Source organism: Paractinoplanes globisporus DSM 43857 (assembly GCF_000379645.1).
Taxonomy (GTDB): Bacteria; Actinomycetota; Actinomycetes; order Mycobacteriales; family Micromonosporaceae; genus Actinoplanes; species Actinoplanes globisporus.
Genome location: NZ_KB903297.1, coordinates 89,744 through 116,270, shown reverse-complemented (window position 1 = coordinate 116,270; position 26,527 = coordinate 89,744). Strand labels below are relative to the sequence as shown.

22 protein-coding genes, 1 tRNA gene and 1 pseudogene are annotated in these 26,527 nt (G+C 70.5%); 12 read left to right on the top strand and 12 right to left on the bottom strand.

Annotation, left to right across the window (positions count from 1 at the left end; all coding sequences use genetic code 11):
* Positions 1 to 6 precede the first annotated feature (6 nt).
* Positions 7 to 82: transfer RNA gene (locus tag A3CQ_RS0111260), tRNA-Arg, on the top strand.
* Between the two features lie 115 nt (positions 83 to 197).
* On the opposite strand, the pseudogene A3CQ_RS58900 reads toward A3CQ_RS0111260, so the two are convergent.
* The 3 genes and pseudogenes from A3CQ_RS58900 to A3CQ_RS0111250 all read right to left on the bottom strand — a co-directional run.
* Positions 198 to 628: pseudogene (locus A3CQ_RS58900) on the bottom strand (transposase); the annotation flags it as partial.
* Positions 629 to 692: 64 nt separating this feature from the next.
* Positions 693 to 1,385 (bottom strand): hypothetical protein, encoded by a 693-nt coding sequence (locus A3CQ_RS60680; protein ID WP_040432168.1) that lies wholly within the window; start codon positions 1,383 to 1,385, stop codon positions 693 to 695.
* 117 nt (positions 1,386 to 1,502) lie between these two features.
* Complete coding sequence (locus A3CQ_RS0111250) at positions 1,503 to 1,943, bottom strand: YybH family protein (protein WP_020511038.1); 441 nt, start codon at positions 1,941 to 1,943, stop codon at positions 1,503 to 1,505.
* A 189-nt stretch (positions 1,944 to 2,132) separates the two neighbouring features.
* Between A3CQ_RS0111250 and A3CQ_RS0111245 the strand changes: the two genes are divergently transcribed.
* The 4 genes from A3CQ_RS0111245 to A3CQ_RS0111230 all read left to right on the top strand — a co-directional run bounded on the left by A3CQ_RS0111245 (position 2,133) and on the right by A3CQ_RS0111230 (position 6,441).
* Positions 2,133 to 2,312, top strand: a complete 180-nt coding sequence (locus A3CQ_RS0111245) for a hypothetical protein (protein ID WP_020511037.1) — start codon at positions 2,133 to 2,135, stop codon at positions 2,310 to 2,312.
* A gap of 54 nt (positions 2,313 to 2,366) precedes the next feature.
* Complete coding sequence (locus A3CQ_RS0111240; protein ID WP_026205563.1) at positions 2,367 to 3,836, top strand: DUF2252 domain-containing protein; 1,470 nt, start codon at positions 2,367 to 2,369, stop codon at positions 3,834 to 3,836.
* 180 nt (positions 3,837 to 4,016) lie between these two features.
* Positions 4,017 to 5,117 carry an amidohydrolase family protein gene (locus A3CQ_RS0111235; RefSeq protein WP_026205562.1) on the top strand — a complete coding sequence of 367 codons (1,101 nt, stop codon included), beginning with the start codon at positions 4,017 to 4,019 and terminating at the stop codon, positions 5,115 to 5,117.
* A 28-nt stretch (positions 5,118 to 5,145) separates the two neighbouring features.
* Positions 5,146 to 6,441, top strand: coding sequence for a glutamine synthetase family protein (locus A3CQ_RS0111230; RefSeq protein WP_020511034.1), 1,296 nt, complete (start codon positions 5,146 to 5,148; stop codon positions 6,439 to 6,441).
* On the opposite strand, the gene A3CQ_RS0111225 is transcribed toward A3CQ_RS0111230, so the two are convergent.
* The gene (locus A3CQ_RS0111225; RefSeq protein ID WP_020511033.1) at positions 6,435 to 7,403 is read right to left on the bottom strand and encodes a helix-turn-helix transcriptional regulator; all 969 of its coding nucleotides are present in this window, start codon (positions 7,401 to 7,403) and stop codon (positions 6,435 to 6,437) included. The genes A3CQ_RS0111230 and A3CQ_RS0111225 overlap by 7 nt on opposite strands.
* 63 nt (positions 7,404 to 7,466) lie before the next feature.
* Here A3CQ_RS0111225 and A3CQ_RS0111220 point away from each other — a divergent pair, with 63 nt between their 5' ends.
* Positions 7,467 to 8,654 (top strand): epoxide hydrolase family protein, encoded by a 1,188-nt coding sequence (locus A3CQ_RS0111220; RefSeq protein ID WP_020511032.1) that lies wholly within the window; start codon positions 7,467 to 7,469, stop codon positions 8,652 to 8,654.
* A gap of 82 nt (positions 8,655 to 8,736) precedes the next feature.
* Positions 8,737 to 9,210: a hypothetical protein gene (locus A3CQ_RS0111215; protein WP_020511031.1), complete on the top strand. Its 474-nt coding sequence runs from the start codon at positions 8,737 to 8,739 to the stop codon at positions 9,208 to 9,210.
* Between the two features lie 38 nt (positions 9,211 to 9,248).
* On the opposite strand, the gene A3CQ_RS0111210 is transcribed toward A3CQ_RS0111215, so the two are convergent.
* Complete coding sequence (locus A3CQ_RS0111210) at positions 9,249 to 9,782, bottom strand: hypothetical protein (RefSeq protein ID WP_026205559.1); 534 nt, start codon at positions 9,780 to 9,782, stop codon at positions 9,249 to 9,251.
* Positions 9,783 to 9,978: 196 nt separating this feature from the next.
* On the bottom strand, positions 9,979 to 10,290 hold the full coding sequence (locus tag A3CQ_RS58895; protein ID WP_211216539.1) for a hypothetical protein: 312 nt from the start codon (positions 10,288 to 10,290) through the stop codon (positions 9,979 to 9,981).
* Between the two features lie 214 nt (positions 10,291 to 10,504).
* On the opposite strand from A3CQ_RS58895, the gene A3CQ_RS0111205 reads away from it, so the two are divergent.
* The gene (locus A3CQ_RS0111205; protein WP_020511029.1) at positions 10,505 to 11,224 is read left to right on the top strand and encodes a helix-turn-helix domain-containing protein; all 720 of its coding nucleotides are present in this window, start codon (positions 10,505 to 10,507) and stop codon (positions 11,222 to 11,224) included.
* Here A3CQ_RS0111205 and A3CQ_RS0111200 read toward each other — a convergent pair.
* The 3 genes from A3CQ_RS0111200 to A3CQ_RS0111190 form a co-directional block, all read right to left on the bottom strand.
* The gene (locus A3CQ_RS0111200; RefSeq protein WP_020511028.1) at positions 11,221 to 11,796 is read right to left on the bottom strand and encodes a TetR/AcrR family transcriptional regulator; all 576 of its coding nucleotides are present in this window, start codon (positions 11,794 to 11,796) and stop codon (positions 11,221 to 11,223) included. The genes A3CQ_RS0111205 and A3CQ_RS0111200 overlap by 4 nt on opposite strands.
* Entirely contained in the window at positions 11,789 to 12,619 is an 831-nt protein-coding gene (locus A3CQ_RS0111195) for an alpha/beta fold hydrolase (protein WP_020511027.1), read from the bottom strand. Before A3CQ_RS0111195 ends, A3CQ_RS0111200 begins: the two co-directional genes overlap by 8 nt.
* A gap of 73 nt (positions 12,620 to 12,692) precedes the next feature.
* A complete protein-coding gene (locus A3CQ_RS0111190) occupies positions 12,693 to 14,321 on the bottom strand; it encodes a hypothetical protein (protein WP_157295704.1) in 1,629 nt (542 codons plus the stop codon).
* A 152-nt stretch (positions 14,322 to 14,473) separates the two neighbouring features.
* Between A3CQ_RS0111190 and A3CQ_RS0111185 the strand changes: the two genes are divergently transcribed.
* The 4 genes from A3CQ_RS0111185 (at position 14,474) to A3CQ_RS57255 (ending at position 21,187) form a co-directional block, all read left to right on the top strand.
* A complete protein-coding gene (locus tag A3CQ_RS0111185) occupies positions 14,474 to 15,775 on the top strand; it encodes an ATP-binding protein (RefSeq protein ID WP_026205557.1) in 1,302 nt (433 codons plus the stop codon).
* Between the two features lie 66 nt (positions 15,776 to 15,841).
* Positions 15,842 to 18,667, top strand: coding sequence for a CHAT domain-containing protein (locus A3CQ_RS0111180; RefSeq protein ID WP_026205556.1), 2,826 nt, complete (start codon positions 15,842 to 15,844; stop codon positions 18,665 to 18,667).
* A 64-nt stretch (positions 18,668 to 18,731) separates the two neighbouring features.
* Positions 18,732 to 19,040, top strand: a complete 309-nt coding sequence (locus tag A3CQ_RS0111175) for a CATRA system-associated protein (RefSeq protein ID WP_026205555.1) — start codon at positions 18,732 to 18,734, stop codon at positions 19,038 to 19,040.
* Positions 19,037 to 21,187, top strand: coding sequence for a CATRA conflict system CASPASE/TPR repeat-associated protein (locus tag A3CQ_RS57255; RefSeq protein ID WP_020511023.1), 2,151 nt, complete (start codon positions 19,037 to 19,039; stop codon positions 21,185 to 21,187). The genes A3CQ_RS0111175 and A3CQ_RS57255 overlap by 4 nt, the downstream gene beginning before the upstream one ends.
* Before the next feature lie 30 nt (positions 21,188 to 21,217).
* Here the strand turns inward: A3CQ_RS57255 and A3CQ_RS0111165 are convergent, their stop codons facing one another.
* From A3CQ_RS0111165 to A3CQ_RS0111155, 3 genes are all read right to left on the bottom strand, one after another.
* The gene (locus A3CQ_RS0111165) at positions 21,218 to 21,829 is read right to left on the bottom strand and encodes a hypothetical protein (protein ID WP_245577173.1); all 612 of its coding nucleotides are present in this window, start codon (positions 21,827 to 21,829) and stop codon (positions 21,218 to 21,220) included.
* 88 nt (positions 21,830 to 21,917) lie between these two features.
* Positions 21,918 to 23,534, bottom strand: coding sequence for an FAD-dependent monooxygenase (locus A3CQ_RS0111160; protein WP_245577171.1), 1,617 nt, complete (start codon positions 23,532 to 23,534; stop codon positions 21,918 to 21,920).
* A gap of 37 nt (positions 23,535 to 23,571) precedes the next feature.
* Positions 23,572 to 26,379, bottom strand: a complete 2,808-nt coding sequence (locus tag A3CQ_RS0111155; protein WP_020511020.1) for a helix-turn-helix transcriptional regulator — start codon at positions 26,377 to 26,379, stop codon at positions 23,572 to 23,574.
* Positions 26,380 to 26,527 lie beyond the last annotated feature (148 nt).

The window sequence follows — 26,527 nt, the reverse complement described above, 5'->3', positions numbered from 1 at the left end:
CACTGAGCGCCCGTAGCTCAATGGATAGAGCATCTGACTACGGATCAGAAGGTTAGGGGTTCGAGTCCCTTCGGGCGCGCCACGCGAAACGGCCTTCCACCAGCGGCGGAGGGCCTTTTTGCTGCGTAGGCGCAGGGCGATGTTGCTCACGGATTGCTCACAAAGTGTTCTCGCTTCGGTCGACCCACACGAACGTGTAGGGGCCGGTTGCGGAACGCTTCGACCTGGGCGTCCAGATGGCGGGCCGTCTCCGAGGCCTGGCTCCTGGACAGCTGCTTGATGCCCAGCTGCTCGGCCAGCTTCTCGACGCGCCGCGTGGAGACGCCGAGCAGATAGCTGGTGGCACCACGCTGACCAGGGCTTGTTCGGCGCGGCGGGGTGCTGCAACAGCCAGTCCGGGAAATAGGAGCCCGACCGTAGTTTCGGAATCGCGCCGGCCCGGGTGTCCCACCCCCGAATCCGGTAGCCATTGCGCGAGTTCGAGCGCTCGGGGCTGCGTTCGCCGTACTCGGCGCCACAGCCCCCCGCCGACCTCGGCGGACATCAGCAGGTCCGCGGGGGTATTCACCATCTCCCGCAGCAGATCAGGGCTCGCCGATTCCAGATGCTCGCGCAACACCGACGCCACGTTTCCCGCCGTCCGGCGGCTTGTTCCCCCGGCTGCCGTGTCACCCGGGCAGAGCCGAGGACCACTATCGCCACCAGACCTGAACCACCACGTCGTACCCCAGAGAGTCGTCAAGGCGCCGATGGAGCTCCAGGTCGACGATCCGGTCATCGTCGGGTCGGAAGGGTAAGGCCGGGTTTGGCATACCCAGCACCGGGCCCAGGGCATCGATCGCGGGCTTCCACAACGCCGTCCAATTCCTTCGACTTGAAACGCCGAGCTGGATGCGAAGGGAGACGGGTCCGGCCGGCAGCGGACGGGTGACCGTGTCCGCACAGGCTTGGTGTATCGCTCGCTTCCAGGCAGTGGTCTGCGTGGACACCGAGGTACGAACGACCAACTGCGGCGGTCCTGCCGGCTGGTCCGCCAGTTCCGCGGGGCCCACGGCGATGGTCGACCGCGGCTGGTGGGTCTTGCGGCCGAATGCGGCCACGATGTGGCCAGGTCCGAGCCGCCGCGCCAACGGGTACAGATAGTTGTCGAGGTCCCGACCGCCACGGTAAGTCGGCAAAGAGTCTGGTACGCCAACGACAAGCTCGACAGTGCGCTGCTCCTGTGGCGCCCATCCTCTGGCGTTCAATGCCTCGGCCACACCGTCCAGGTAAGCGCGCAGCCGCAGTTGGTCGGGATGGTCGGCGGCGTTCCAGCTCTCCAGCACAGGCGCTTCAGCCAGCACCAGTCGGGTGGCGGGATCAGGTCTTGCGAAGAGACCGTTCACCGGGCCGATTGTTCCGATACAGGTCAAACGGCGTGGCGAGGAATGGTGTTGGCAGTGGCCCCTGCTCGCGGAACTTGCGAGCAGGGGGCCACCCGGGCGCCCTCGGTGTGGTGGTGGTCAGGGTTCGAGGTCGGTGACTCCCTTGCCGGTGGCGATGTCGAAGGGGACTGAGGCCTGGTCGTGGACGATCAGCCAGGTGCCGTCGATCTTTTTGAAGCAGAAGGTGCCGCGGACCCACATGCCGCCGGTGGCTATGCCGTTGCCGAGGGTGCCGCTGAGCCGGCCGAAGCAGTGGCCGAACGCCACGTCGTCTCCCACGGTGACGGTCAGGTCGCGTACCTCGTAGCTCACCTCCCGGAAGAACGTGAACACTTGCATCCAGTTCTTCATCTTCGCCTCGACCCCGACGTGCTGGAGTGGCGGCTCGACGTCGAAGGAGACCACGTCCTCCGCGTAGAACCGCCGCAGGGCGTCGATGTCCTTGGCGCCGATTCCTTCGACTATCCCGTTGATCTGCCGTCGGATCGTGGCCTCGTCGATCTCGCGTTCGGTGGGCATCGGACCCGTCCTTTCTTCGTGGCGTTTCTAGGCTTCCCCCAGTACGACGACGCGACACCGCCAGATGTCAGGTGTCGGCGGACACATGCGCCGAGGTTGCGCGCTGTATGGCCATGGCCAGGAACTCATCCTCGAGAGGTGATGCGCGGCAGCGGCCCGCTCGCGATGATTCGGCGATGACAGTGCCGCATGACGGCCGTGACGGCGGTGGTCCGCGACGGAGCGTGCGGGTCGCGGCCCCTCCGGGTGGCCGCGCATGTGATCTCCGACGACGACTTCGCGGCCTTCGTCGCTGCTGCCGGTGAGCCGGAGCCGGATTCCGAGCGAGGCCGAGTGGAAGTACGCGGCGCGCAGCGCAAACACCCGTGACAGCCGCGCTGGCTGATGGGCCGACCGGCAGATCCGAGTGAGGAGTTGGGCGAGATGACGGCAACCAAGATCGAGCATCCGGGCATGGATGAGCGGAGGGCCCGAGGCAGGAAGGCGTCCGAGCAGACGCCGCCGTCAAGTCATTCCGGGTGGCGTCCTGCCGCGGATCGTCCGAACCCCGTTGCGTTGCTGGAGGCGCAGAACGTCACGCGTGAGCCGGACCTGGTACCGGTGCGCCACGGCCGGATGATGGTCTCGCCGTTCACGTTCTATCGGGGCGCGGCCAAGATTATGGCCGCGGACCTGAAGGACACGCCGGTAGCGGGGCTTGACACGCAATTGTGCGGTGACGCCCATCTCTTGAACTTCGGCGCGTTCGCCTCTCCCGAAAGACGGTTGATGTTCGATCTGAACGACTTCGACGAGACCCTTCCGGGGCCGTTCGAGTTCGACGTGAAGCGGATGGCGGCGAGTTTCACGATCGCCGCCCGCAACAACGGCTTCTCCAAGGCGGACGCGCGCGCGGTGACGCTGGCGTCGGCGACGGCCTATCGGGAGGCGATGGCAGGATTCGCGGACATGCGGACCATGGATGTGTGGTACGCGCACCTGGACGAGGATGAATTCATGGCCGCCGCTCGCACCGCGGTGGCCGAGAAGGAAAAGCTCGCGAAGGCCAAGAAGGTCAAAGGGGCGGCGGGAACGGATGCGAAGCTCGCGCAGAAGGCGTTGAAGAGGGCGGAGAAGGCGCGAGAGAAGGCACACACCCGGGACAGCCTGCAGGCGTTGTCCAAGCTCGGCGAGCTGGTCGACGGAAGGTATCGGATCGTCAGCCAGCCGCCGATCGTGGTGCCGGCCCGTGAACTGGCCAGTACCTACGGGATGTCACCCGATGAGGTGGTCCCCATGCTCCACGACCGGTTCCGCGCTTACCGGGCCACGTTGCAGGATGACCGGCGCCACCTGCTCGAGCAATTCGAGATCATCGACATGGCCCGCAAGGTCGTGGGGGTCGGCAGCGTCGGCACCCGGGCGTTCATCATCCTTCTGCAGGGACGCGACACCGGCGACCCGCTGTTCCTCCAGATCAAAGAGGCGACGGCGTCGGTCCTGGAGGAATACCTGCCCAAGAGCCGGTACCGCCAGCACGGCGAGCGGGTGGTGCAGGGGCAGCGGATGATGCAGGCCGCCAGCGACATCTACCTGGGCTGGACCGAAGGCCGGGACATCAACCGCCATTTCTATTGGCGTCAGCTGCGGGACATGAAGGGCTCGGTCCTGGTCGAGATGTTGACGCCGGTCGCGCTCACCTTCTACGCCCGTACCTGCGGGTGGACGCTTGCGCGGGCCCATGCCCGGGCCGGCGACCCGGTCGCAATCGCCGCATACCTGGGTGACGACGACACGTTCGATCGGTCGATCACCGACTTCTCCGAGCGCTACGCCGATCAGAACGAACAGGACTTCGAGGAGTTCGTGACGGCGGTCCGATCCGGGCGCCTGGAAGCCATTGAGGGACTCTGACCGGAGTCGGTGGAAGTCAGGATCCGCCGTCGGCCAACTTCTGCTATGCGTTGGCGATTGCGGCCTTGAGGGCCTGTACGTGATGCCCTTCGGCTTCACCGACAGCCTCGTCGGGATGACTGGCCATCGCTTGAGGACGTGGCGCTCCCACGGTGCTCGGCCGCCGGGCAGTCTGGGAGTGTGAATGCCGCACAGCCGCGCTTGATCGACCATCACTGCCACGGGGTCACGGCCTCCGACCTCGACCGCGTCGGGTTCGAGGCCCTGGTCACCGAGTCGGACCGGCCACCGCCGGCCGGGTGCTCCGCGCTCGACTCGCAGCTCGGCTTCGCGCTGCGCCGGTGGTGCGCGCCGGTGCTGGGGCTGCCCCGGCACGCCGACGGCGACGATTACCTCGCACGGCGTCGCGAGCTGGGGGCCGTGGCGGCGAACCGGCTGCTGCTGCGTGCCGCCGAGGTTGACGTCTACCTCGTGGACACCGGTTTCAACGGCGCGAAACTGCTCGGCCCGCCGGAGATCGCGTCGGTCGCGGGGGCGGCGGCGCACGAGATCGTCCGGCTGGAGACGGTGGCCGAGGAGCTCGGTGAGGTGACCGCGGAGGGGTTCGCCGAGGCGTACCGAGAAAGACTGGCGGGGGCAACCGAGCGGGCCGTAGGGGTGAAGTCGATCGTGGCCTATCGCCACGGGCTCGATTTCGATCCGCAGCGGCCGACGCGCCGGGAGGTGATCGAGGCGGCCGCCCGCTGGCTGCGGGACGGCAGGCCGCGGATCACCGACCAGGTGCTGCTGCGGCACCTCCTCTGGGCCGGGATCGACCGCGGGCTTCCGGTGCAGCTGCACACCGGGTTCGGCGACCCCGACCTCGACCTCGCCCGCTGCGACCCTGCGCTGCTGACCGGGTTCCTGCGGGCGACTCAGGACCGCGGTGTTCCGGTCATGCTGTTGCATTGCTACCCGTTTCACCGGCAGGCCGGCTTTCTCGCGCAGGCGTTTCCGCACGTGTACGTCGACGTCGGGCTGGCGCTCAACTACGTCGGCGCCCGGGCGGAGGCGGTCCTCGCCGAGTCGCTCGAGCTGGCACCGTTCCACAAGGTGCTCTATTCGTCGGACGCGTACGGTCTCGCCGAGCTGCACCATCTCGGCGCGGTGCTGTTCCGGCAGGCATTCGCCGCGGTCACCGGAGCGTGGGTGCGGGACGGCCACTGGTCCGCGGGGGACGCCGTGCGGGCCGGCGAGCTGATCGGTTCGGGCAACGCGCGGCGCGTCTACGGGTTGAATTGAGCTCGCGAACGAGGAGGAAGAGGAAACCGTGTTTGACGGGAACCAGCTGCACGACCGCGGGGTCCGCGGTGTCATTCTTTCGTATGTCGATACGGCCGGCATCAACCGCGTCAAGACCGTCCCGCTGTCACGGCTGGATGACGCGGTGCGCTGGGGCGTCGGCATGTCCCCGGTCTTCGACACCTTCCTGGCCGATGACTCGATCACCAGTACCGACAAGCTCGGCAGCCCGGACGGCGACCTGCGGCTCCGGCCCGATCTCGACCGGCTGGTCGCGCTGGCGGCGCAACCGGGCTGGGCCTGGGCGCCGGCCGACCGGTTCACCCAGGACGGTGAGCCGTGGATCGCCGACCAGCGCGGCTTCGCCCGAAGGATGACCGAGCTCGCGGCGGCCGACGGCGTCACCTTCCGGATGGCGATCGAGATCGAGTGGGCGGCCGGACGCGACGATGACGACTTCCTCCCGGCCTGCCGCGGCCCGGCGTACGGGATGACCCGGCTTGTCGAGCTGAGCGACTATTGCCGCGACGTGTTGGTCGCGCTGGAGGATCAGGGCGTCGTCGTCGACCAGCTGCATCCCGAGTACGCGGCCGGGCAGTTCGAGGTCTCGATCGCGGCGGCCGACCCGGTCCGTGCCGCCGACGACAGCGTCCTGGTGCGTCAGACGATCCGGGCCGTCACGCAGCGGCACGGCCTGCGCGTCTCGTTCGCGCCCTCGGTGGTCGCCGGCACGGTCGGCAACGGCGGACATATCCACCTCTCCGCATGGCGGAACGGCAGCAACCTCTTCGACGGCTTCCCCCACTCCGACGGTGGATTTGCCGCGGCCGGCATCCTCGCGCACCTGCCCGCCCTGCTCGCGGTCGGCGCGCCCACGCCGGCGAGCTACCTGCGGCTGGTGCCGTCGCATTGGGCCGGCGCCTTCGCCTGCTGGGGTGTGGAGACCCGGGAGGCGGCACTGCGGTTCATACCGGGCACGACCGGGCGACCGGGCGCGGCCAACCTCGAGGTGAAGTGCTTCGACCTGGCGGCGAACCCGTATCTGCTGGTCGGCGCGCTGGTCGCGGCGGTGCGCGACGGCCTCGCCGCCGGCAGGCCGCTGCCCGAGCCGATCACCGGCGATCCGGTACACCTTCCCGGCATCCCCCGGCTGCCCACCACCTTGGACAACGCAACAAACGCATTCGCCGGTACGCCGATGTTGCGCGAGGCGATGGGTGACGCGCTTTTCGACGCCGTGGTGGCCGTCCGTCGCGCCGAGGCGGACCGGCTACGCGACCAGGATCCGCCGACCATCGCGGCCGCGCTGCGCTGGGTCTATTGAGAGGGTGCCACCGTCGCGCGCTGATAGCGACCGGCCAGGACCCGAAGCTGCTCGACCAGCTCGGCCGGCTCAGTCACGGTGAATTCACAATCGAGCAGGCCCAGGCGTACGGCGAGCGCCTCCATGCTTTCCGCCCCGGTGTCCAGCACGCACCGGGTCTCGTCGATGGCGACGATCGTGCCGACCGCCGGGTTGATCCGCTCGGCGAGCCGCTGGGCCGAGACGTGCACGACGACTCGGGCCCGGTACTGCCACGCGGCTGACGACACGCCGCGCCGCACCTGGTCGACCGCCTCCTCCGGCAGTTCGCGCGGCGCGAACCGCGGTCCGGCCGGAGTACGCGGGCTGAGCCGGTCCACCCGGAACGTCCGCCAGTCGGCCCGCTGCACGTCGAAGCTCACCAGGTACCACCGCCGGCCCCACACCACCAGGCGGTACGGCTCGACCTCGCGCCGGCTCTCCGACCCGTCATGGCGGCGGTAGTCGAACCGCACCCGCTCGTGGTCGCGGCAGGCGGCGGCGAGCGTGCTCAGCGTCTCCGCGTCCACCCGGGGGCCGGGCTCGTCCCGGGGCACCGCGTTGGCGTACCGCTGCAGGGCGCTGACTCGGCGCCGCAACCGGCTCGGCAACACCTGCTCGAGTTTGGCCAGTGCCCGCAGCGAGGTCTCCTCGACCCCGGTGATCGTGCCGCCGGCCGCCGTGCGCAGGCCGATCGCCACCGCGACCGCCTCCTCGTCGTCGAGCAGCAGCGGTGGCAGTGCGGCGCCCGCGCCGAGCCGGTAACCGCCCACCGCGCCGCGCGTGCCGTGCACCGGATAGCCCAGATTGCGTAGCCGGTCCACGTCGTTGCGGACGGTGCGGGTGCTGACCGACAGCCGTTCGGCCAGCTCGGTGCCGGTCCACTCGCGGGCCGCCTGAAGGAGGGAGAGCAGGCGCAACAGCCGCGCGGAGGTTTCCAACATTCCTCGGAGTCTGCCAGCCCATTAGGAACGGACCTTGCCTAATACCCTCCTAGCCTCATTCTCATGACGGACAACAGCACGATCACCCCGTACCGGATCGATGTCCCGCAGGCCGATCTCGACGACCTGCAGCGGCGGCTGGCCCGCACCCGGTGGGCGGAGGAACTCCCCGCGCCCGACGCGCCCGCGGCCCCCGGGCCGGTTCCACCCGGCTGGGAGTACGGCGTGCCGGTGGGATACGTCAAGCGGCTCGTCGAGCGGTGGCGCGGCGGCTACGACTGGCGCGCCTGGGAGGCGAAGATCAACGCCTACCCGCAGTTCACCACCGAGATCGACGGGCAGACGGTGCATTTCCTGCACGTGCGTTCGCCGGAGCCGGACGCCACCCCGCTGATCCTGACCCACGGCTGGCCGACCACGATCGTCGAGTGGCTCGACGTGATCGGCCCGCTCACCGACCCGCGATCACACGGCGGCGACCCGGCCGATGCGTTCCACCTGGTCATCCCCTCGGTGCCGGGCTTCGGCCTGTCCGGGCCGACCCGCGAGCGCGGCTGGGACCGCTACCGGGTGGGCCGGGCCTGGGCCGAGCTGATGCGCCGCCTCGGCTACGACCGGTACGGCGCGGCCGGCAATGACGGCGGTTCGCTCGTCTCCCCGGAGGTGGGCCGGGCCGACCCGGAGCACGTCCGGGGCGTACACGTCACCCAGGTCTTCTCGTTCCCGTCCGGCGACCCCGCCGAACTCGACAAACTGTCCGAGGAGGATCGGGGCAAGCTCGCCTTCGCCGAGTGGTTCGTCCAGAACCGCGGCGCGTACGACAAGCTGCAGTCCACCGAGCCGCAGAACCTGGCCCACGCCCTGGCCGACTCGCCGGCCGGCCTGCTCGGCTGGCACGCCCAGCTGCTCGGCCCGAACCTGGACCCGGACTTCGTGCTCACCAACGTGACGCTGTTCTGGCTGACCAACACGGCGGCCTCAGCGGCCCGCTTCTACTACGAGGACGCCGCCACCGCGCCGGCCACCCAGAAGTCGAACGGCCGCGGCACCACCACCCCGGAGCCGACGACCGTGCCGCTCGGGCTGGCCAACTTCGCCTGGGACTACCAGTCCATGCGAACGTTCGCCGAACGCGACCACGCCAACATCGTCTCCTGGAACGTGTACGACCGCGGCAGCCACTTCGCCACCCAGGACGCTCCCGACCTGCTCGTCGCCGACCTCCGCCAGTTCTTCCGCACCGTCCGCTGATCTCACGGGTCCGCATTGTGAACCGGACTCGTACGGACGAGGTTAGGAGGAGGAGGGACGACCGTACGAAGGAGTCCGGACGATGACCGATCACGCTTCCCACACACCCGCTGTCCATGCCACCACCGCCCGCGCCGGCGTCACCGCCGGCGAGCGGCTGCTCGCGCTGATCACTGCCGTGCTGCTCGGCATCGACGCCTACGTCCACCTGCGCTACGCCTCGAACTACGACAGCTTCAAGTCCTCGGTGATGAGCGAGGGCACGTTGTTCCGGATTCAGGCGGTGGTCGCGATCGTGGTGGCGGTGCTCCTGCTGATCCGGCCCGCCATCATCACCTGGCTGCTGTCGTTGCTGGTGGCGGGCAGCGCGGCGATAGCGGTCACGCTCTACACGTACGTGAATGTGGGTCAGCTGGGCCCACTGCCGAACCTCTACGAGAACTCGTGGCAGCCGGCTGGCAAGATCCCCTCCGCGATCGCCGAGGCGGCAGCCGCGCTGATCTCCATCGTCGGCCTGCTGATGGCCATCCGGCGCCGCCGGTCTCGCCGGGGGTGACCTGACGCGAGAAGAGGCCGGGACGGTGTTCCGGCCTCTTAGGGGTCGATGGCCGGGCCGCGGCGGAAAGCGTCGGCGGCGGCCCACGCGGGGCCGGGCTCGGACGACGATGTGGACTTCGCTCGGAAGGACGTGGGCGACGGGGGAAGGTCGCCCCGGTTGAGAAATTCCTCCCGTACGCCCCGCACGAAACGCTCCAGATGCTCCGCCTCGCCGGGGATCCAGTCGATGCGGTCGCCGGCCACGTGCAGGACCCGCTCGTCCTCCTCGTGGATCGCGCAGTACAGCATCTCGTGCGCGGCTCGATAGATGCCGTAGAGGATGCATTCCGGTGACATGCAAGCGGATCGGCCGAACGCCGTGGCCGGGGCGATGTCGTGGAAGAAGAACCACTGGCCGTGGGGTCTGAGCTCCACCGCATACCCGTGCCGAACGACGTGCTCGTTGGTGTGACGTTCCGACGGCAGCGCGACGACCGCGCAGTGGTCCGCGGCGAGGTAGCCGCCGGCGGTCAAGTCGTTGCCGCGCCAGGACTGCCCCGCTTGGAAGCGCTGGCAGAGCATCTGAGCCATCTCCGACTCCCCGACCTATTCGGTGACGTCCGCCGAGGATCGCCCCTCCCGACATCCCCACCTCGCACATTCCGTCCGGCGAGTGCCGTTCGCAGGTTGGGATATTTGTTCGGAGAGAGCTGTGCGACTTGAAGACTTCTGCAAATACGCAGGTATTCGAACGTTCAGGCCCGTCGCCCGGCCTGTGCGGCGCTCCTCAGAGGCTGCGGGCGGTGATGTTGCCGTACGCGGTGGTGGCGTGGATGTCCAGGTCGGGGGTGCCTTCGGTGTTCTTGAGGGCGTTGTGGATGCGGCCGTAGGAGGTGCCGGCGTCCAGGGCGGCCGACGGGCGAGGGCGGTAAGGCGGAGGCTTGCGGCCTCGTCCAGCTCGATCTCGCCGATCTCGCCGTTCGCGCCGTCGAAGGCGACGTCGCCGAGGCGGCCGTCGGTGCGGAGCTCGGCGCTGGACGCGGCCCGCGGGGATGTCGAGGACGGCGGCGATCGGGGTGGGGGTGTCGAACTTCGGCATCGTGCTCTCCTTCGGCGCTAGTTGTTTCCAACGCCAAAAACGCTACGTTGCGTTCGAAGTAAGGGTAACGTTCTTGTTGCACACGAAAGGCAGATCCGCAGGTAACCAAGTAATAATCGTTGCAACCGACTGGGATCTAACGCAACGGTAGCGTTGCATTGGGCGTGGGGGGCGGGCTATGCTGGGCGCTCAGGGAAAGCGGAGGGAGATCGCGATGCCGGGAGGCAGGCTCACCCAGCAGGAGCGCCAGCAGATCGCGCTGGGGCTGTCCGACGGCGACGCGTACGCGGAGATTGCCCGCCGCCTCGATCGCCCTACTTCGACGGTCACGCGCGAGGTGATGCGGAACGGCGGGCCTACCGCCTACCGCGCCGACCTGGCCCATCGCGCCACCGAGCGGCGTGCCCACCGGCGCCGGCCGGCCGCGCCGCGGAGTGGGGAGTCGCCCGCGCCGGTCCAGGGGCGAGACCCCGAGGCCGTGCGGGACTACGAGGAACTGTTCACCACCCTGCTCATGCAGCAGGGGCTGCCCAAGATGATGTCCCGGGTCCTGACCTGCCTCTTCATCAGCGACGCGGGCAGCCTCACCGCGACCGAGCTGGTCCAGCGCCTTCAGGTCAGCCCGGCGTCGGTCTCCAAAGCGATCGCGTTCCTGGAAAGCCAGGGCCTCATCGCCCGGGAGCGCGACGAGCGCCGCCGTGAGCGCTACGTCGTCGGCGACGATGTGTGGTACCAGTCGATGATCGCCAGTGGCCACGCCAACGCCAAGCTCGCCGAGACCGCGCGGCAGGGCGTCAGCGTCCTCGGCTCCGACACTCCGGCCGGCGTCCGCCTGGAAAGCATCGCCCGCTTCATGGACTACGTCGGCGAGAGCATCATCCGCGCCGCCGAGCAGGCCCGCCAGGTCCTGCACACCAAGGGCGAGATGCCCTAGCCCGCCACTGGGGTGCTGCGCAGGCCGCGGTCGACGAGGGCGATGAGCCACTCGAAGCTGTCGTCGACGTCGGCCGACCATTGGAAGGCGTGTCCGGACTGCAGCGTCGCGAAACCGTGGAAGAAACTGCGCAGGGCCCGCAGCGCGTGATTCATTTCCTCAAGACCTATGGGGTACGCCCGGAGCACCGCAGTGAAGGAACCCAGCAGGCGCTCGCCAGCGACCGCGATCGGGTCGTCCGGGCCGGTCGGCTCGACGCCGATGGTGGCCGCGTACCGGCCCGGGTGGGTGAGCACGAAGTCGCGGAACGCCCGGGCCGCGGCGGCCAGCGCGTCCCGGCCGGCGTACCCCTGGATGGCAGCACCGACCGCATCGGCCGCCTCGGCCAGGGCTAGCGCCGCGATCCGGCGGTTCAGGTCGTCCTGGTTGGCGATGTGCTTGTAGAGCGACGGCGTCCGCACGCCGACCCGCTCGGCGAGCAGGCCCATGGTCAGGCCCGCGAAGCCGACCTCGTCGGCGAGCGCCGCGCCGGCCGCGACGACCGAGGCCGGGTCGAGGCCCGCCCTAGGCACGGACCGACTCCAGGAACGACAGCATCAGCGTGACCACCTGGGTGGGGAACTGGACGTGCGGGTAGTGGCCCGCACCGGAAATCATCTCAAGGCGCCCCCGGCCGGACGGCAGCGCGGCCACGATCGCCTCGCCCTCGGCCTGCGGCGACACCCAGTCGGGGTCGAGCGTGCCCTCGACGACCAGCACCGGGCTCTGCACGTTGCCCAGTTGGGCGCCGGCGTCGACCGGAGCGGACCGGCCCATCATCTGCATGGCCTTCATCCGGCCGGGCTCGCGCATCATCCGGTCGATCTGGTCGAGGCGCTCGTCCCAGTCCGCCGGTCGCGGGCCGGGGTAGGCGACGTCCAGGTACTTCCTCCAGAGCGGGACGCTGCCGAACAGGCCGGTGCCGAGCAGGCGGAGCATGCCGCGGCGGTAGCGGGTCACCCGCAGGCCGCCGAGCGAGATCGTCTGCTTGCGGGTGAACGGCGCCAGCTCGACCACCGCGGTGACCAGCTCGGGCGCCCGGGCGGCGGCGATGGTGGCCGCGCCGCCCGAGATCGAGTGGCCGACCAGCACCGCCGGCCCACGGAGGTGGTTCAGCAGAGCGATCAGGTCACCCGCGATGTCCGTACGCGTGTAAGAAGCCCACCCGACGCTGGACTCGCCGCAGCCGCGCAAGTCGACGGCGACGACGCGGTATCCGGCCTCGACCAGCGCCGGGGTGACGAAGCGGTACGCCTCGCGACTGTCGCCCATGCCGTGGGCGAGAACGACGAGCGGCCCAGCGCCCGTCACCTCGTACGCGATGGTGCCGTCTTTGACTTTGAGGTACTCGGTCATGACAACCTCCAGAGTTGGCTAAGTCCGTTAGCTAAAAGCTAATGGCATTAGCCAACTCTGTCAAGGTGTCGCGTCAGTCCTCGGTGATGGTCAGGGTCAGCGGGCCGCCCGGGACGGCGTGCGAGTCGGCGCGGTCCGGCATGTCCCAGTTGCTGGTCAGGCGTCCCTCGTCGCTCAGCTGGAAGCCGATCGTGTACGTGCCGGGGGCGATCGGCTCCCACCAGGGCAGGTCGATCCAGGTACGGACGGTGCCGTCGGCGCCCTGGCTCGTTCCGCCGAAGGACAGCTGCGTCGGAGTGCCCTCGCTGTCGTACAGGTACAGCGAGATGCCGTTGATCGGCGCCGTCAGGATCTCGGCCTGGATGGTGAGGTTGATCGACATCTGGCCGATCTGGCTGACCGGGATCGACGTGACGTCGAGGGAAGCGCCGGTCACGACCGGCGGGGTGGTGTCCGGCTTCTGGCGAACGGTCAGTCCGGGGCTCGGGGCGCCGTACTTCGTGCCGTAGAGGGCGACGTCTCCGGCGCCGTCCACGATCGCGAGGCCGGTCACCGTGCAGCTCGCGGTCCGCGAGTACATGGTGAACGCCAGTGTGACCGTGCCGCCGGCGAGGGTCGGGCTCCCGGACGCGTAGCAGCTGAAGGTGTCGAAGTCGACGCCGACCGACGACAGGCCCTTGCGCAGGCCGGCCACGTCGAAGCTCATCGTGCCGGTGGCCGTCTGCCGCCAGTTGTCGACCTCGGTCGGGGTGATCGCGAAGTTGGCCGCGCTCACCACCGCGTTCGAGGTCACCGTGAACGGCGACGACTGCGGGTTCTTGTACGTCGACCGGCCGCCCGCGTTGTTGAAGACGACCATCTGCGCCACCCGCCAGCTACCGGCGGCCGCGTCGGCCGGCAGCGTCACGGTGACGTTGCAGGCCATGTAGTAGATGTCGCCGCCGGAGACGTTGCCGCAGTTCAGGCCGGTGCTGTAGGTCTCGTACTCCCAGGTGAAGGACGTTGTGATGCTCTGCCCGCCGGGCCCGGCCAGCTTGATCGTGCCCTTCCAGAAGCCGGACTGCTGATCCTGCACCCAGAAGTCGTAGCGGACCGTGTTCGGGCCGGCGCCGACGTACAGGTAGGGCCGGGCCGGGTAGTCCTGCACGAGGTTCAGCTGCTCGATGCTCGGACCGCTGTTGTCCGTGCCGGTGGTCGCCGCGACCTTCGAGTCGAAGGCCGCCAGCTTGGTCGCGCCGACCGAGAGCGTGAGGTCGCCCGAGCCGGCCGACACGTTGGTGACCTCCCACGTGGTGGTCGCCGCGTCCGACCACTGTGGGACCACGAAGGTGTACCGGTAGGTCGACTCCTGCGGCGTACCGGAGACGAACTCCGCCCCGCTGCAGCAGGTGTTGTCGTACTCGAAGGTCACCACCCGCTCGTGCCCGACGTAGGCCCCGGTGACGCTGCTGCGCATCCGGAACGTGACGCTGCCGTACAGGCCGGTCGCGTCGGGGTCGGTGTTCTTGACGGTCCAGGTCAGATCGTCGGCCACCGACGAGGACGAGGCGTCGACCGTCGTCTTCTCGAAGGCGAGCGCGGTGAGGGAAAGGCGGGGACTGGCGGCGGCCTGTGCCACCGAGGCGCCGGTCGCGGTCACGGTGGCCGCGAACGCCAGCACCAGAGCGCCGCGGAACAACCCGCGGGCAAGGGACGGAATCATGACCATCTTTTAACATCAACATCGATGTACGCGCTGCCCCGCCGCCCCCAGCCGCAAATCGAACGCGGAACGAGCCGCAAATCGAACATGAGAGCGCCGCAAATCGAAAGTAAGAGTGCCGCAAATCGAACGCGTGCTGGTTATCATGACGTGTGCCCGGACCGCACCTGATCCCACGTCACGCTGCTGCGCAGGTCGACGCCGCGCTGGCGGACACCCGCGTTGTGCTGATCAGCGGGGCGCGTCAATCCGGGAAGAGCACCCTTGTCCGTATTGTGGCCGGAGACCGCCTCGCCGAGCGTCGCGATCTCGACCGAGCGCAGGATCGGGCAGCCGCGGTCACCGATCCGGTCGGCTTCGTCGACTCGACCGACCTGCTGGTCATCGACGAGATCCAGCGCGTTCCGGAGCTGCTGCTGGCCATCAAGGCGTCCGTGGACGAAGATCCCAGGCCCGGGAGATATCTCCTCACCGGTTCGTCGCGACTGTTCGGGATGGTTGCCGCCCCCGACGCGCTGCCGGGCAGGATGGAAACCGTCGAGCTGTGGCCGTTCTCCCAGGGTGAATTGGACGGCGAACCGGATGGCTTCATCGACGCCATCTTCGCGCTAGGCCCGGACCTCCGGCACGAGTCGATCGTGACCCGCGCCGAGTACGCCTTCCGGACTGTGCGCGGCGGCCTTCCCGAAGCGACATCCCGCAATGACCCTCGCCGCCGGCAGCGGTTCCTCGACGCTTACGTCCAGGCGCTCGTTGATCGCGATGTCCGGCAGCTCTCCGACATCCAGCACAAGGGCGAGTTGCGCAGACTGGTACGTCTGCTCGCCGCCAGATCCTCGACCATCATCGCCGCCAACTCGCTCGAATCCGCTCTCGGACTCTCCCGGCCGACGATCTCCCGATACCTCCAGGCCTTGGAAGAGATCTTCCTCGTCAAGCGAATCCCGGGATGGTCGCGCAATCTCGGCACCCGTGCCACGGCGGCCGCCAAACTCATCTTCGTCGACCCGGGCATCGCCGCGAACGAGACGGCCGTGGACGCCCGGTCAATGCTTCGTCCTGGTGCACCGTTCGGGCCGCTGCTGGAAACCTTCGTCCTGTCCGAGCTGTCCCGTCAGCTCACCTGGTGTGAGCAGCAAGCCGAGCTATTTCACTACCGGGACCAGAGCAAGTTCGAGGTCGACGCGGTGCTCGAGAACAGATCTGGTCAGGTTGTCGGCGTCGAGGTCAAGGCGGCCTCGGCCGTCGGACCCGACGACTTCCGCGGGCTGCGTCGGCTCGCCGACCGCCTCGGCGACGACTTCATCGCCGGCGTCGTCCTCTATACCGGCACCTCGACGCTGCCGTTCGGCGACAAACTCAGAGCAATGCCGGTCAGCTCCCTGTGGCAGGTGGCCGCCCCCTCCGAAGGAGGAAGGCGCGTTTCGGAATGGGACGGCCGAGCGGGCAGATAGGCGACCGGAAGGGCCCATGACCGGCGAGCGTGGGCTGAGGCACGGTGTGGCCTTGAGGAGGGCCGCATGCAGCTCGTTTTGCCGCAACCCAAGACCGTTCGGGCACAACGCCGCTTCCGCCGGGTGTTTCTGGCGGGTCTGGTGGCGATTCTGGTGGTCTCCGCACTCGTGGTGTGGTGGTCGCAGGGATTTGCGTTTCCCGGTCACCGGCACCCGTTCTGGATGCGTCTGACCCCGGCGGTCTCCACCTTCGTCGGCGGCATCGCGCTCATGGTGCGGCTGGGTGGCGACTACCGCACCGAGCAGATCAGCACCTGGGCGCTCGCCCTGACCTCGGCGGTCGGTGGCGCGCCCCTGGTGTACGGCATCGTGCAGTTCTGGTCGGGCCTGCCGACGTGGCCGGCGGCGGCGATCACCGCGGGGACATCGGCGGCGATTGCCGTGTGGCTGCGACGTCATATCGGCAAGTCCGCCCGCGAGCAGCTGCGCACCGTCAAACAGATGGCGCCGGGCGCCGACGTCGATCTGTTCATCGAGGAGGCCGAGCGGCAGGGCAACAAGATCACCCTGGCGCGTGGGCTGATCCGGCGATCCGCGGACCTGAGCCGGCCCGACGACCTGGCCCGCGCCACCGACCTGCTCCGGGAAGCGTCGGCGGAGCTGCCCGAGGACGAGGTGCTGCAGCTGTTCGGCGCGGCGGCCGATCTGGTCGGTGCCATGGAGGCGAAATACACCCGCAGCGAGGACACCACCGGGTACCTCAGCGCCCTCCATGTGCTGTACGGGGCGGCGGCCCGGCTCCCGCTCGAGGCCGAGACCCAGGCGATCGTGTGCTTTCACGAGGCCAACTACCACCTCTCCCAGCTCGCCACGGCCGACGAGATCGCCGAGAAGCACCTGCTCTCGGCCGCGCTCGGCAGCCTGCGGGGCGCATACGCCCGCGCCACTCCGGCGCTGGTGAAAGAGCTTCCGCAGTTGCCCGGGATGCTGGCCGAGCTGGCGTATTACACCGACGAGATGACCGCCGAGGAGGCGATCGAACTGTGCGTGGAGGGCCAGGCCAGGGCGGGCCTGTCCGCCCGGCGCCGCGCCTACTCGCAGCAGGCGCTCGGGTCGATCCTGATGACGCGGGTGGAGCGGCAGCTGCCGTCCACGCCGCAGGACGTGCACCGGGCGATCTGGGCGTTCCGGCGGGCACGTCGCGGCACGCCGGGTGTTCGGATGCAGGCGTGGGCCGGGCTGGCGTATGCGGTCACGTCCGCCGACCTTCTCGGCATCCGCCCGCGTCCGGACGAGCGGATCGCCGCGATCTGGGACCGCGCCTATCGGGAGAATCTCCGGGGCACCTCGACGGGACTCATCGAGGTCGCCGGCGACTGGGTGTCCTGGGCCGAGACGACTGGCGACCCGGCATTGTGCGCGCCGGCGTACCGGGCACTGATGGCGGCCGTTCCGCTCGCCGCCGGGCCGCACTACGAGCGCGGCCGGAAGGATCTGCTGCTGGCCCGGGTGCAGGCTCGCGCCGAGGAGGCCGGCTGGTGGTTGTTGCGTGCCGGCGACCCCGAGGGCGCGGCGGTCGCGCTCGAGCAGGGTCGCGCGGTGGCGATGCGGGAGATCACCGGGCGCAACGACCCGGCCGTGGAGAGCGCGCTTCTCGAGGGCGGCCACACCGAGCTGGCCGGGCGGCTCCGCGATGCCGTCCACGCCCTGGACCAGGCCGAACGTGGCCGGGCGGGATTCGACGATTTCACCTCGGGCCTGCAGCGGGCGGCCGCGGACTTCGATCGCGTACGCCGGGAGATCGACGCGCTCGGCCTCGGCGGCGGCACCGATCTCGAGGAGATTCGGCGGGCCTCGGTCGAGGGTCCGGTCGTATACCTGGCTGCGGCGGACGCCGGCGGATACGCGGTGATCGTGCGGGCGAACAGCGACCCGATGCCGGTGGCGATGCCGGAGCTGACCCGGGACGCGGTCCGGCACGCGGTCGATGAGCTGGACGGTCAGCAGGGCGGCGGCTGGGTCGAGCGGTTCGCCGCGTGGCTCTGGGAATCCGGGCTGGCGGAGCTCGATCGGCGGCTGGGCGAGGGCGAGCTGGTCACCATCGTCGCGGTCGGACTGCTGGGCCTGCTGCCGGTGCACATCGCGGCGGTGCGCGACCCCGGGGGTGGGTATCGCTGGCGGGGACTGGCCGACCGCAACGACTTCCGGTACGCGCCGAGCGCGCGCATCCTGCGTACGTCTCAAGCGCGTGCCGCCGCTCTCACCACCGCGTCCGTCGTCGCGGTGGCCGCACCGGACGAGGCGCTCGCGTACGTCGTGCCCGAGGTGAACGCGGTCGCCGAGGTCTGGCGGGACCAATCCGCCCGGGTCACGGTGCTGCCGCACGCGACCGCGGACGACGTGTTCGAGCAGCTTCCCCGGCACTCGGTGTGGCATCTCGCCTGCCACGGCCGCGCGGATCCGGAGAACATCCTGCGCAGCCGGCTGCAGCTCACCGACGGACAGTTGACCCTTTCCGATCTGCTGCGGCTGCCGGCCGGCGTACGGCGGCTGGCGGTGCTCTCCTCGTGCGAGAGCCACCGGATCGGCCACGAGTTGCCGGACGAGGTGATCGGTCTGCCCGGCGGCATGCTCCAACTTGGACTGGCCGGCGTGGTCGCGTCGCACTGGGAGGTCGACGACCGGGCGTCCGCGCTGCTCATGGCGAGGTTTCACGAGCTGCACGGCCGGGGTGGGCGGTCGCCGGCGCGGGCGCTCAACGAGGCGCAGCGATGGCTGCGCGGCGCGACTTCCGAGGAGTTACGGGCCGCGTATCCGGAGCTGATGGGCGACCGGTCGGCACGGTTCGCGCATCCGTACTTCTGGGGCGCGTTCACTTTGACGGGCGCGTGAGACCCGGAACGGGTCATGGAATCGACCGAGGGTGTCCGCGCTCGATGCTGGCTACAGTGCCGCCATGGAGCCCTCGGAGAGCTGGGACGCCGAGACCGTCCAGGACGCCGTCAACGCGCTCCAGGACATCGTGCTGTGGACGCTGACCCCGCAGCGCTGGGAACACGTCGCGGCGCTCCTGGAACGGATCGACACCGCGTACGCCACCCGGGACGCCGGTGAGCTGCGCAACGCCGTCGCGGAGCTGGAGCTCAGCGGCCCCGTCCGGATCATGCGGATCGGCAGCACGACGGCGACCGGCGTGCCGCAGCCGGTGCTCGACCGGCGCAACACGCTGGTGCACTCGCTCACCTCGGAACGGAAGCGATCGTGACCGTCGCCGGCCTCGTTGAGCCGGAGTTCGTGGCGCACCTGTTCGCGCCGCTGGACGGGCCGAACGCCGCGGAGGCGCTGGCCGACATCCGCCGGGTGTGGGCGAACTGCCGGGATCAGCTCGAGATGACGCAGCCGATCGCCGAGGCGGGGCTCCCCGACGACCTGCCGGACGACCCGGCGAGCGTGAACGACGGCGCGCTGGCCGGGCTGCAGGACCAGGCCGTGCGGTTCCAGGCGATCGTCCGCCGCGAGCACGACGTCCTGAATCTCTCCTTCGCCATCGCGGCGCCCGGCGCCGTGCCGCAGTCCCGTCCGCGGCTCGCCGCCTCGATCCCGCCGGGCTGGTTCGAGTTCACCCGGTGGTGGCGCGATCTCGGCGGCGAGGACGCGGCTTCCCTGCTCGGCGGCGCGACGGTCTACCTCGCCAAGACCGCGGACGCGAGTGGCGTCGATCTGCGAGCGGCGGTGCCGGCGGGGCCCGAGGACGCGGACAAGTGGTGGGACTCCGGGATCACCCTGGAAGGTTTCGCCGCGTGGGAGGTTACGGGCTTCGGCACGTACGCATCCCGGCGTTTGATCTTGTTGGCCGGCCTCGATGAGGACGTGGAGCTCAGCCAGTTCGCGTGGAGCGACGGCGGTACGTCCCTGCCGCCGCTGGGCCGGTACCTCATGCATTCCGCGAAGATCCGGTATCACGCCCGGGTGCGCGGCGACGGGCAGCAGCTGGATCGGCTGCGGGCGCGGGCGGCGGGCCGGCTCGACGAGATCAGCGGCCTGCTCCCCGACCCGGGCGGGCCGATTCAGAGCTCCGACCTCGCGCCCGGTCTCGCCTCGGACGAGATCGAGCTGGCCGGCGCCATCAGCGCGCTGCGGCTCATGCGGCGCAGCGTCGACATCGCCCGCTCCAACATGCGCCGGTCGCTGCCCGAACCGCTGCAGGCCGACCAGCAGCTCGGCGACTGGCTGGCCGAGCAGTTGGACGACGACGTCGAGCATCTCGAGGCCGTACGGGAACGCGCCACCCGGGTCCACGACGTCGTGACCACCACGCACCGCCTTCCCGACCCGCGGCCGAACGCGGAGCCGCAGGTCGAGTACCGGGTCGGCTTCGGCATCGACGTCGTCAGCTACAGCTCCCGTACGACGCCGGCGCAGCGCGAGGTGCAGGCCCGGGTGGCGGCGATGGCCGAGCGGGTGCTCGCCGACCTCGGGCTCGCGTCGCACGAGACCGACCGGCAGCCGGCCGGCGACGGCATGATGGTCGTGCTGCCGGCCCGGGTGCCGGCCCACGTCGCGCTGCCGAAATTGCTGAACGGCTGGCGGACGCAGGTGGTGGCGGACAACACCGGCCACCCCGAGGACGTGATCCGGATGCGCCTGTCGGTCGGATCGGGCCCGTTCACGGTGTCGGCGATCGGGTTCAGCGGCCAGGCGATCATCGAGATCGGACGGTTGCTGGACAGCGCGCCGCTGCGCCGGGCGATGATCGATCACCCCGACACCGACCTGATCGCGCTGGTCGCCGACCGGCTGCACAAGGACGTCGTCGTCGAGGGATATCCGGGCCTGTCGGCGGACGGGTTCGAGCGCGTCGAGGTCACGGTCAAGTCGTTCAGCGCCCCGGCCTGGCTCTGGACCGGCGGCCGGGCGACGGCGCGCCAGACGCCCGCCGCGAAGAAGCCCGTCGGCCGCGACATCTTCGTCATCCACGGCCGCGACCAGCGAGCCCGCGCCGACATGTTCGGCCTGCTCCGCGCGCTCGATCTGCATCCGCTCGACTGGGAGGAGATCGTGGCGCGTACCGGCAAGCCGGCGCCCTACCGCGACGAGGTGCTGGCGGCCGGTTTCGCGGCCGGGCCGGGCGCGCTGGTGCTGCTGCGGCCGGACGAGGGCTCCGAGGTGCTCATGCGCACCGGCCGCGCGCTGGCCCTGGAGCCCGACCGCACGATCCTCACCGAGGTCGGCCCGGTCGGCCCGATCCCCGATCTGGACGGCCGCGAGACGGTACGCCTCGACGCGGACTCGGACGACGCCCGCACGCTCTTCCAGCACCAGGTCGCGCAGCGCCTGCGCATCCTGGGCTACCCGGTCGACACGACCGGCTCCGACTGGCTCGACCCCGAGCGATTCCGCGGTCTCACCTAGGCCAGGCCGACCCAGGTCGGCCCGGCCGGGTCATACCCCGTGCAGCACCACTTCGGTGAGGCGATTGGCGGCCTGGGTGCCGGAGAGCCGGCCACGATGGATCACGGTGAGATCTTCCACGGCGCAGGCCGGTGGGGCGTGCTCGACGGCCGCCGCCAGCGCCGGGTGCAGGCTCGCCCAGGTGGCCACGCTCTCCGCCAGCAGGCTCTCCGCCTCGGCGGGGGTGGTCGCGGCGAAGGTGGGCAAAAGCTCCTGGCGGTAGGGCCAGAAAGACCAGACTTTTGCCTCGTCGATCAGCTGCTCGACCGGGTCCGGGCGCAGGTAGCGCAGGGCGATCTGGATCGCGTCGGAGCCGCCGTCGTTGATCAGCTCGTCGACCATGCGGTGCCGCGCGTGCGCGCCGGCGACCTCGTAGAACGTGCTGCGGCAGCCGCGCGGGCAGGCCGCCGCCACGATGTTCTTCCAGGTCAGGGCGGGGCGCGGGATCGACTCGAGCACCTGGGTGACCGCGCGGTAGTAAATCAGCTTCGTCTGCCAATGGTTACGGCGTGGCGAGGTGTTTCCGGAGAGCCGCTCCACCCATCCACCCACGACGGTGTCGAAGCTCTCGAAGACCATCGGTGCCGCTGGTGCCGTCGTCATCGCCGTCGATCCTCTTCCGCTGGGCTCCGCGCCTCAGGGGCGCCTCCTGATGCCAGACGAGCGTGGCCGCGCGGTGGCATTTCGCGCATCACGTGTTCACGTGGTCCTGGGGGCGATGCCCAGTGACTACGTCGAGCACGCCGTCCCAGTCGGACGGTGGCTCGTTCGCGCGCCACGCGACGTGCTGGTCGGGACGCACCAGAAGCAGCCGGCTCTGCCAGTCGGCGCGCAGGGCGGCGTCGGTCAGGCTCAGGTGGGTCATCGGGATTTTCCGGCGGCGCGCGACCTCCACCAAGCACCGGCCGTCCTGCCGCTCGGTGAGGTCGAGCAGGGTGAACTGGGGTCCAAGCAGGTCGAACAGCTGACGGCCGCCGGTGAGCCGGACCGCCGGGAGCCGGGCGCCGGGCCGGGTGGTGGCCACCGGCGGCGCCGGGTTGTCGCGCCAGACGACCGACGACGTGGCGTACTCGCCGCTGGGCGCGATGCCGGCCGGGTCCATCTGCGGCGGCTCGTCGCGCAGAACGTCGGCCAGGTCGTCGCGGGATGCGCCGGACGCGACCAAACGCCCGAATCGGTACCGGGCCTCCAGCGAGCGGGACAGCATCTCCCGTTCCAGCACCGCCCGCTGCCGGCGTTCGCCCTCGTAGCTGCCCAGCAGGCCCGGCCCGCCCCACCGGCGCAGCGCGGCGGCCAGTTTCCAGCCCAGGTCGACCGCGTCGCCGAGGCAGGTGTCCACGGTGTCGCTCGGCGGATGGAACCGGTGCGCGGACTGCCCCACCAGGTACGCCGTGCCGCGCTGGTAGTTGCGGGCGATGCCGAGCGCCTCATCCCATTGGGTGACGCCCTCGATCTGGGAGATTTCCACGCTGATGCCGAGCCGGCGCTGCAGCAGCGCGACCGGGTCGGTGACCGCGGTGTCGCCCCGGTCGAGCGGCAGGTGGCCGATCCACAGGTCGGAGCCGCCGCGCCGGGTCAGCGCCATCCCGTCCGCGATGATCGTGGACGGTGCCGGGAACGGGTGGGCCAGGCTCTCGCTGCGGAAATAGACCGTGCAGTGATGGGCCGGCGTGATCGCGTCCTCCAGCGGGACGCCGAGGCAGCGGCGCACGGTGCTCTGCGCGCCGTCGCAGCCGGCCAGGTATTCCGCCTCGATGAGGTGACGGGTGCGGGCCGAGCCGTCGACCACGGTCGCGACCGTACGGCCCGGTTCGAGCCGCAGGTCGGTGAAGGTCCAGCCCTCACGCAGGTCGATCAGCTGGTGGTCGCGGACCACCTCACGCAGCCGGGTGGCCAGATCGGAGCCCGAGAGCAGGACGTACGGCTCGACCGGCGCGCTGCCGTTGGTGTCGCGGGCGTACCGCCGGCGGAGCTCGTTGGCCGAGGGCACCGGCGTGACCAGGACCGGCGGCTGGTCGATCGCCCGGCTCCAGACCACCGAGGGCGGGCTGTCCGGGTCGATGCCGACGGCCCGGAGCCGTTCGGCCAGCCCGAGCCGCCGCAGCAGCTCCATGCCGCGGCCGCTGACCAGGTTGAGCTCGGGATGTCGGGGCGGTCGTGAGGTGCGTTCGACCACCATGCTCGGTACGCCGTGATGGGCCAGCTCCAGCGCGAGCACGCAGCCGGCCGGACCGGCGCCGACCACGAGCACGGGCGTACGAAGTTCGGGCATGGTGATCGACTCCTGCTCCCCCGCTGACGGTTGCACTCACCGACATGCTGGGGGAACCGGGCCGTCCGGGGTATCACGTGACTTCGGGATTGCCCGGACACTCGCGGGCCACCACGCTGGCCAGCTCGACCCGGCTGTGGATGTCGAGCTTCATGAAAATCTTCCGGAGATGACTGTCCACGGTGTGCGGTGACAGGTGCAGCCGCCGGGCCGCCACGCTGTTGGTCATGCCCTTCGCGACCAGCAGCGCCACCGAGCGCTCGGCCTGGGACAGCAGCGGCAGGCAGGGCGCGTCGGCGATCGGGAGCGGGCCGGGGGTCACCCCGCGCCAGGCGCCGAGACCGGCCTCCAACTGCTGCCGCGCGCCGTGCGCCCCGGCCGCGGTGACCAGGCGCAGCGCCTCGTCATACCAGCCGCGTACGGTCGCCTGGTCCTCGCGGTCGCGGCCGAGGATGGCCGCGTCCTCCAGCGCCGAGGCCAGGGCGAGGGGCCGGTTGGCCTTGCGGAACGCGGCGACCGCCTCGCACAGTTTCCGGAGGTCGCGACGCAGCACCCCGATCGCGTGCGCGGCCGCGCCGGCCATCGCGTGTGACCGGGGGTTGCGCTCGGCCAGCCGGGTCGCCGCGTCGGCGACGGCGGTGGCCCGGGCCCGGTCGCGGGCGTGCAGGGCGAGACCGACCAGCCGGGCGGCCGAGCGGGGTTCCAGCACGATCAGCGTGGGCCGGTCGGGAAGCTCGTCGTAGACGCCCTCGATCAGCCCGAACGCCTCGTCGGCCGACCCGTCGGCGATCAGCAGCGAGGCCTGGGCCCACTCGACGTCCTCGGGCGGCGCGGTGATCCCGGTGGCGATCAGGCTCGACATCCGGTCCAGGCAGCCGCGCGCCTGCTCGAGGTCGCCGCGCAGCACGGCGAGCCGGGCCAGCGTGCCCAGCAGCGGCACGGTCAGCTGCAGCGCGGTCAGCTGCTCGGCAATGGTGACGCCGGCGTCGGCCTCGGCCACCGCCTCGTCCAGGCGGCCGCGCATGGTCAGCAGCGCGGCGCTGTAGTAGTGCAGCAGTGGCCGCGCCCACCCGGTGCCGAGCCCCTCGGCCTCCCGGCGCCCGCGGCGCAGCGCCCGCTCGGCCTCGTCGAAGCGGTCGAGTGAGGTCAGCGCGTTCGCCAGCCAGATTCTCGGATGGCGGTGCAGGGCCGCGCCGCCGCTTTCATCGGCCAGCGCGGTCGCGGTGGTGGCGTGCGTGAGCGCGTCGTCCAGCCGCCCCTCGGCCTGGGCGACCAGGCTGCGCGCGGTGAGGCCGAAGACGGCCGCACCCGGCTCGTGGACCCGGCCGATCCGGTGCGCCTCGGCCCCGGCCGCGTCGGCGGTGGCGTAGTCGTCGAGGTAGAACGTCGCGTGCGCGCGGACGGCCTGCAGCTGGGCCTGCGTCGCGGGCGGGACGGACGGTTCGCTGAGGCCGTCGTCCGCGTACTCGGCGGCCCGCGCGTTCTGGCCCGCGTGCTTGCTCGCCTCGGCCAGGCCGAGCTGCAGCGTCGTCCTGGTCGCCGGGTTGAGCCCGGCGCGCAGTGCCTCCTCGCCCAGCTCCTGGGCCATCGAGACCCGGGCGGCCGAGGCGAGCAGGCCGACCGCCTCGGCGACCATCGCGGGCCGGGCCGGATCGTGCGGGCCAACCGCGTGCAGCGCCTGCAGCATCAGGTCGGCGGCCGCGGCCGGCGCGGTGACGGCGACCTCGGCGGCGGTGTCACGCAGCATGGCGACCGCGGCGCCGGTGCCGGCCGGGCCGCTGCGCAGCAGGTGACCGGCGATCTCCGCGGTCGGGCGGCCCTGCTCGCGGGCCAGGTTCGCCGCCTCCTGGTGCAGGTGCTGCGCCACCGGCGTGCTCAGCGTGCTGCGTACGGCCTGGTGGACGAGGTCGTGCTGGAAGGTCAGGCCCTCCTGGTCCTCGACCAGCATGCCGGACCCGGTGACCTCGTCGATCGGCGCGAACAACCCGCCCGGCTCGCGGCCCATCAGCCGGGCCGCCGCCTCGATGCCGAACGGCCGGTCCAGCACCGACGTCGCCCGCAGCAGCCACTGGGCATCCCCGGACAGGCTGCCCATGATCTCCCGTACGGTCGCGACGAAGCTCGACGGCAGGTCCTCGCCGACCACCGTGGCGATCCGGTCGGCGACCATGATCTGGTCCGTGCTCAGCAGCGCGGACAGCAGCTTCTCGATCCGCAGCGGGTTGCCGCCGCAGCCGGCCGCCAGCGCCACGACGGTGTTGTCCACCTTGGCGCCGATCATCTCCTCGCACAGCAGCGCGGTCGCGTCGTCGTCGAGCACGCCCAGGGGGATCGAGGTGGACCGCTGGGCCAGCCACTCCATGGTCTGCCAGCCGGGCGTGTCGGCGTCGTCGGGCTGCCGGGTGCGGGCCGCGAGCAGCCAGCGCACCGGAGAGGACGCGAGCGCGGGAACCAGCTCCCGGACGGCCAGCGCGCTCAGCTCGTCCATCCAGTGCGCGTCGTCGATGACGATCAGCAGCGGTCGCCGGCTCGAGTACCGCTCCAGGCAATCGCGCAGCCGGTCGATCTTCGCGTAGTTGCCCTGGTCACGCTCGTCCGGATTGGACAGCCAGGCGAACTCGTCGGCGGGCGGGCTGCATGCGCGCAGCGCACCGGCCAGCGTCACCAGCGGCGCCGTGTGGTCGTGCCGGAACGCCTCCCGGGCCGCAACCGCGATCTCCCGCTCGAACGCGTAGTCACCGGCGGCCCGCAGCAGACGCGTCTTACCGATTCCGGCCGCGCCGAGGATAACGTGACAGCCGCCGGCGCCGGCGACAGTGTCGTCCAGCGCCTGACGGATCACCGCGAGCTCGTGCTCGCGTCCGACAATGTGGTCACTCACCCGCGCACCCCGTCGGCAGAACGCCTCTTTCTCCGCAAAACCTCTCCCTCGCGAGATCGCCGTGCCCGAGGGTTCGTCCGCCGATTGTGTGTCGGCGGAGGTGATCAAATTAAGACTCTTTCAGGATCGGGCCGACCACCGTTACGGC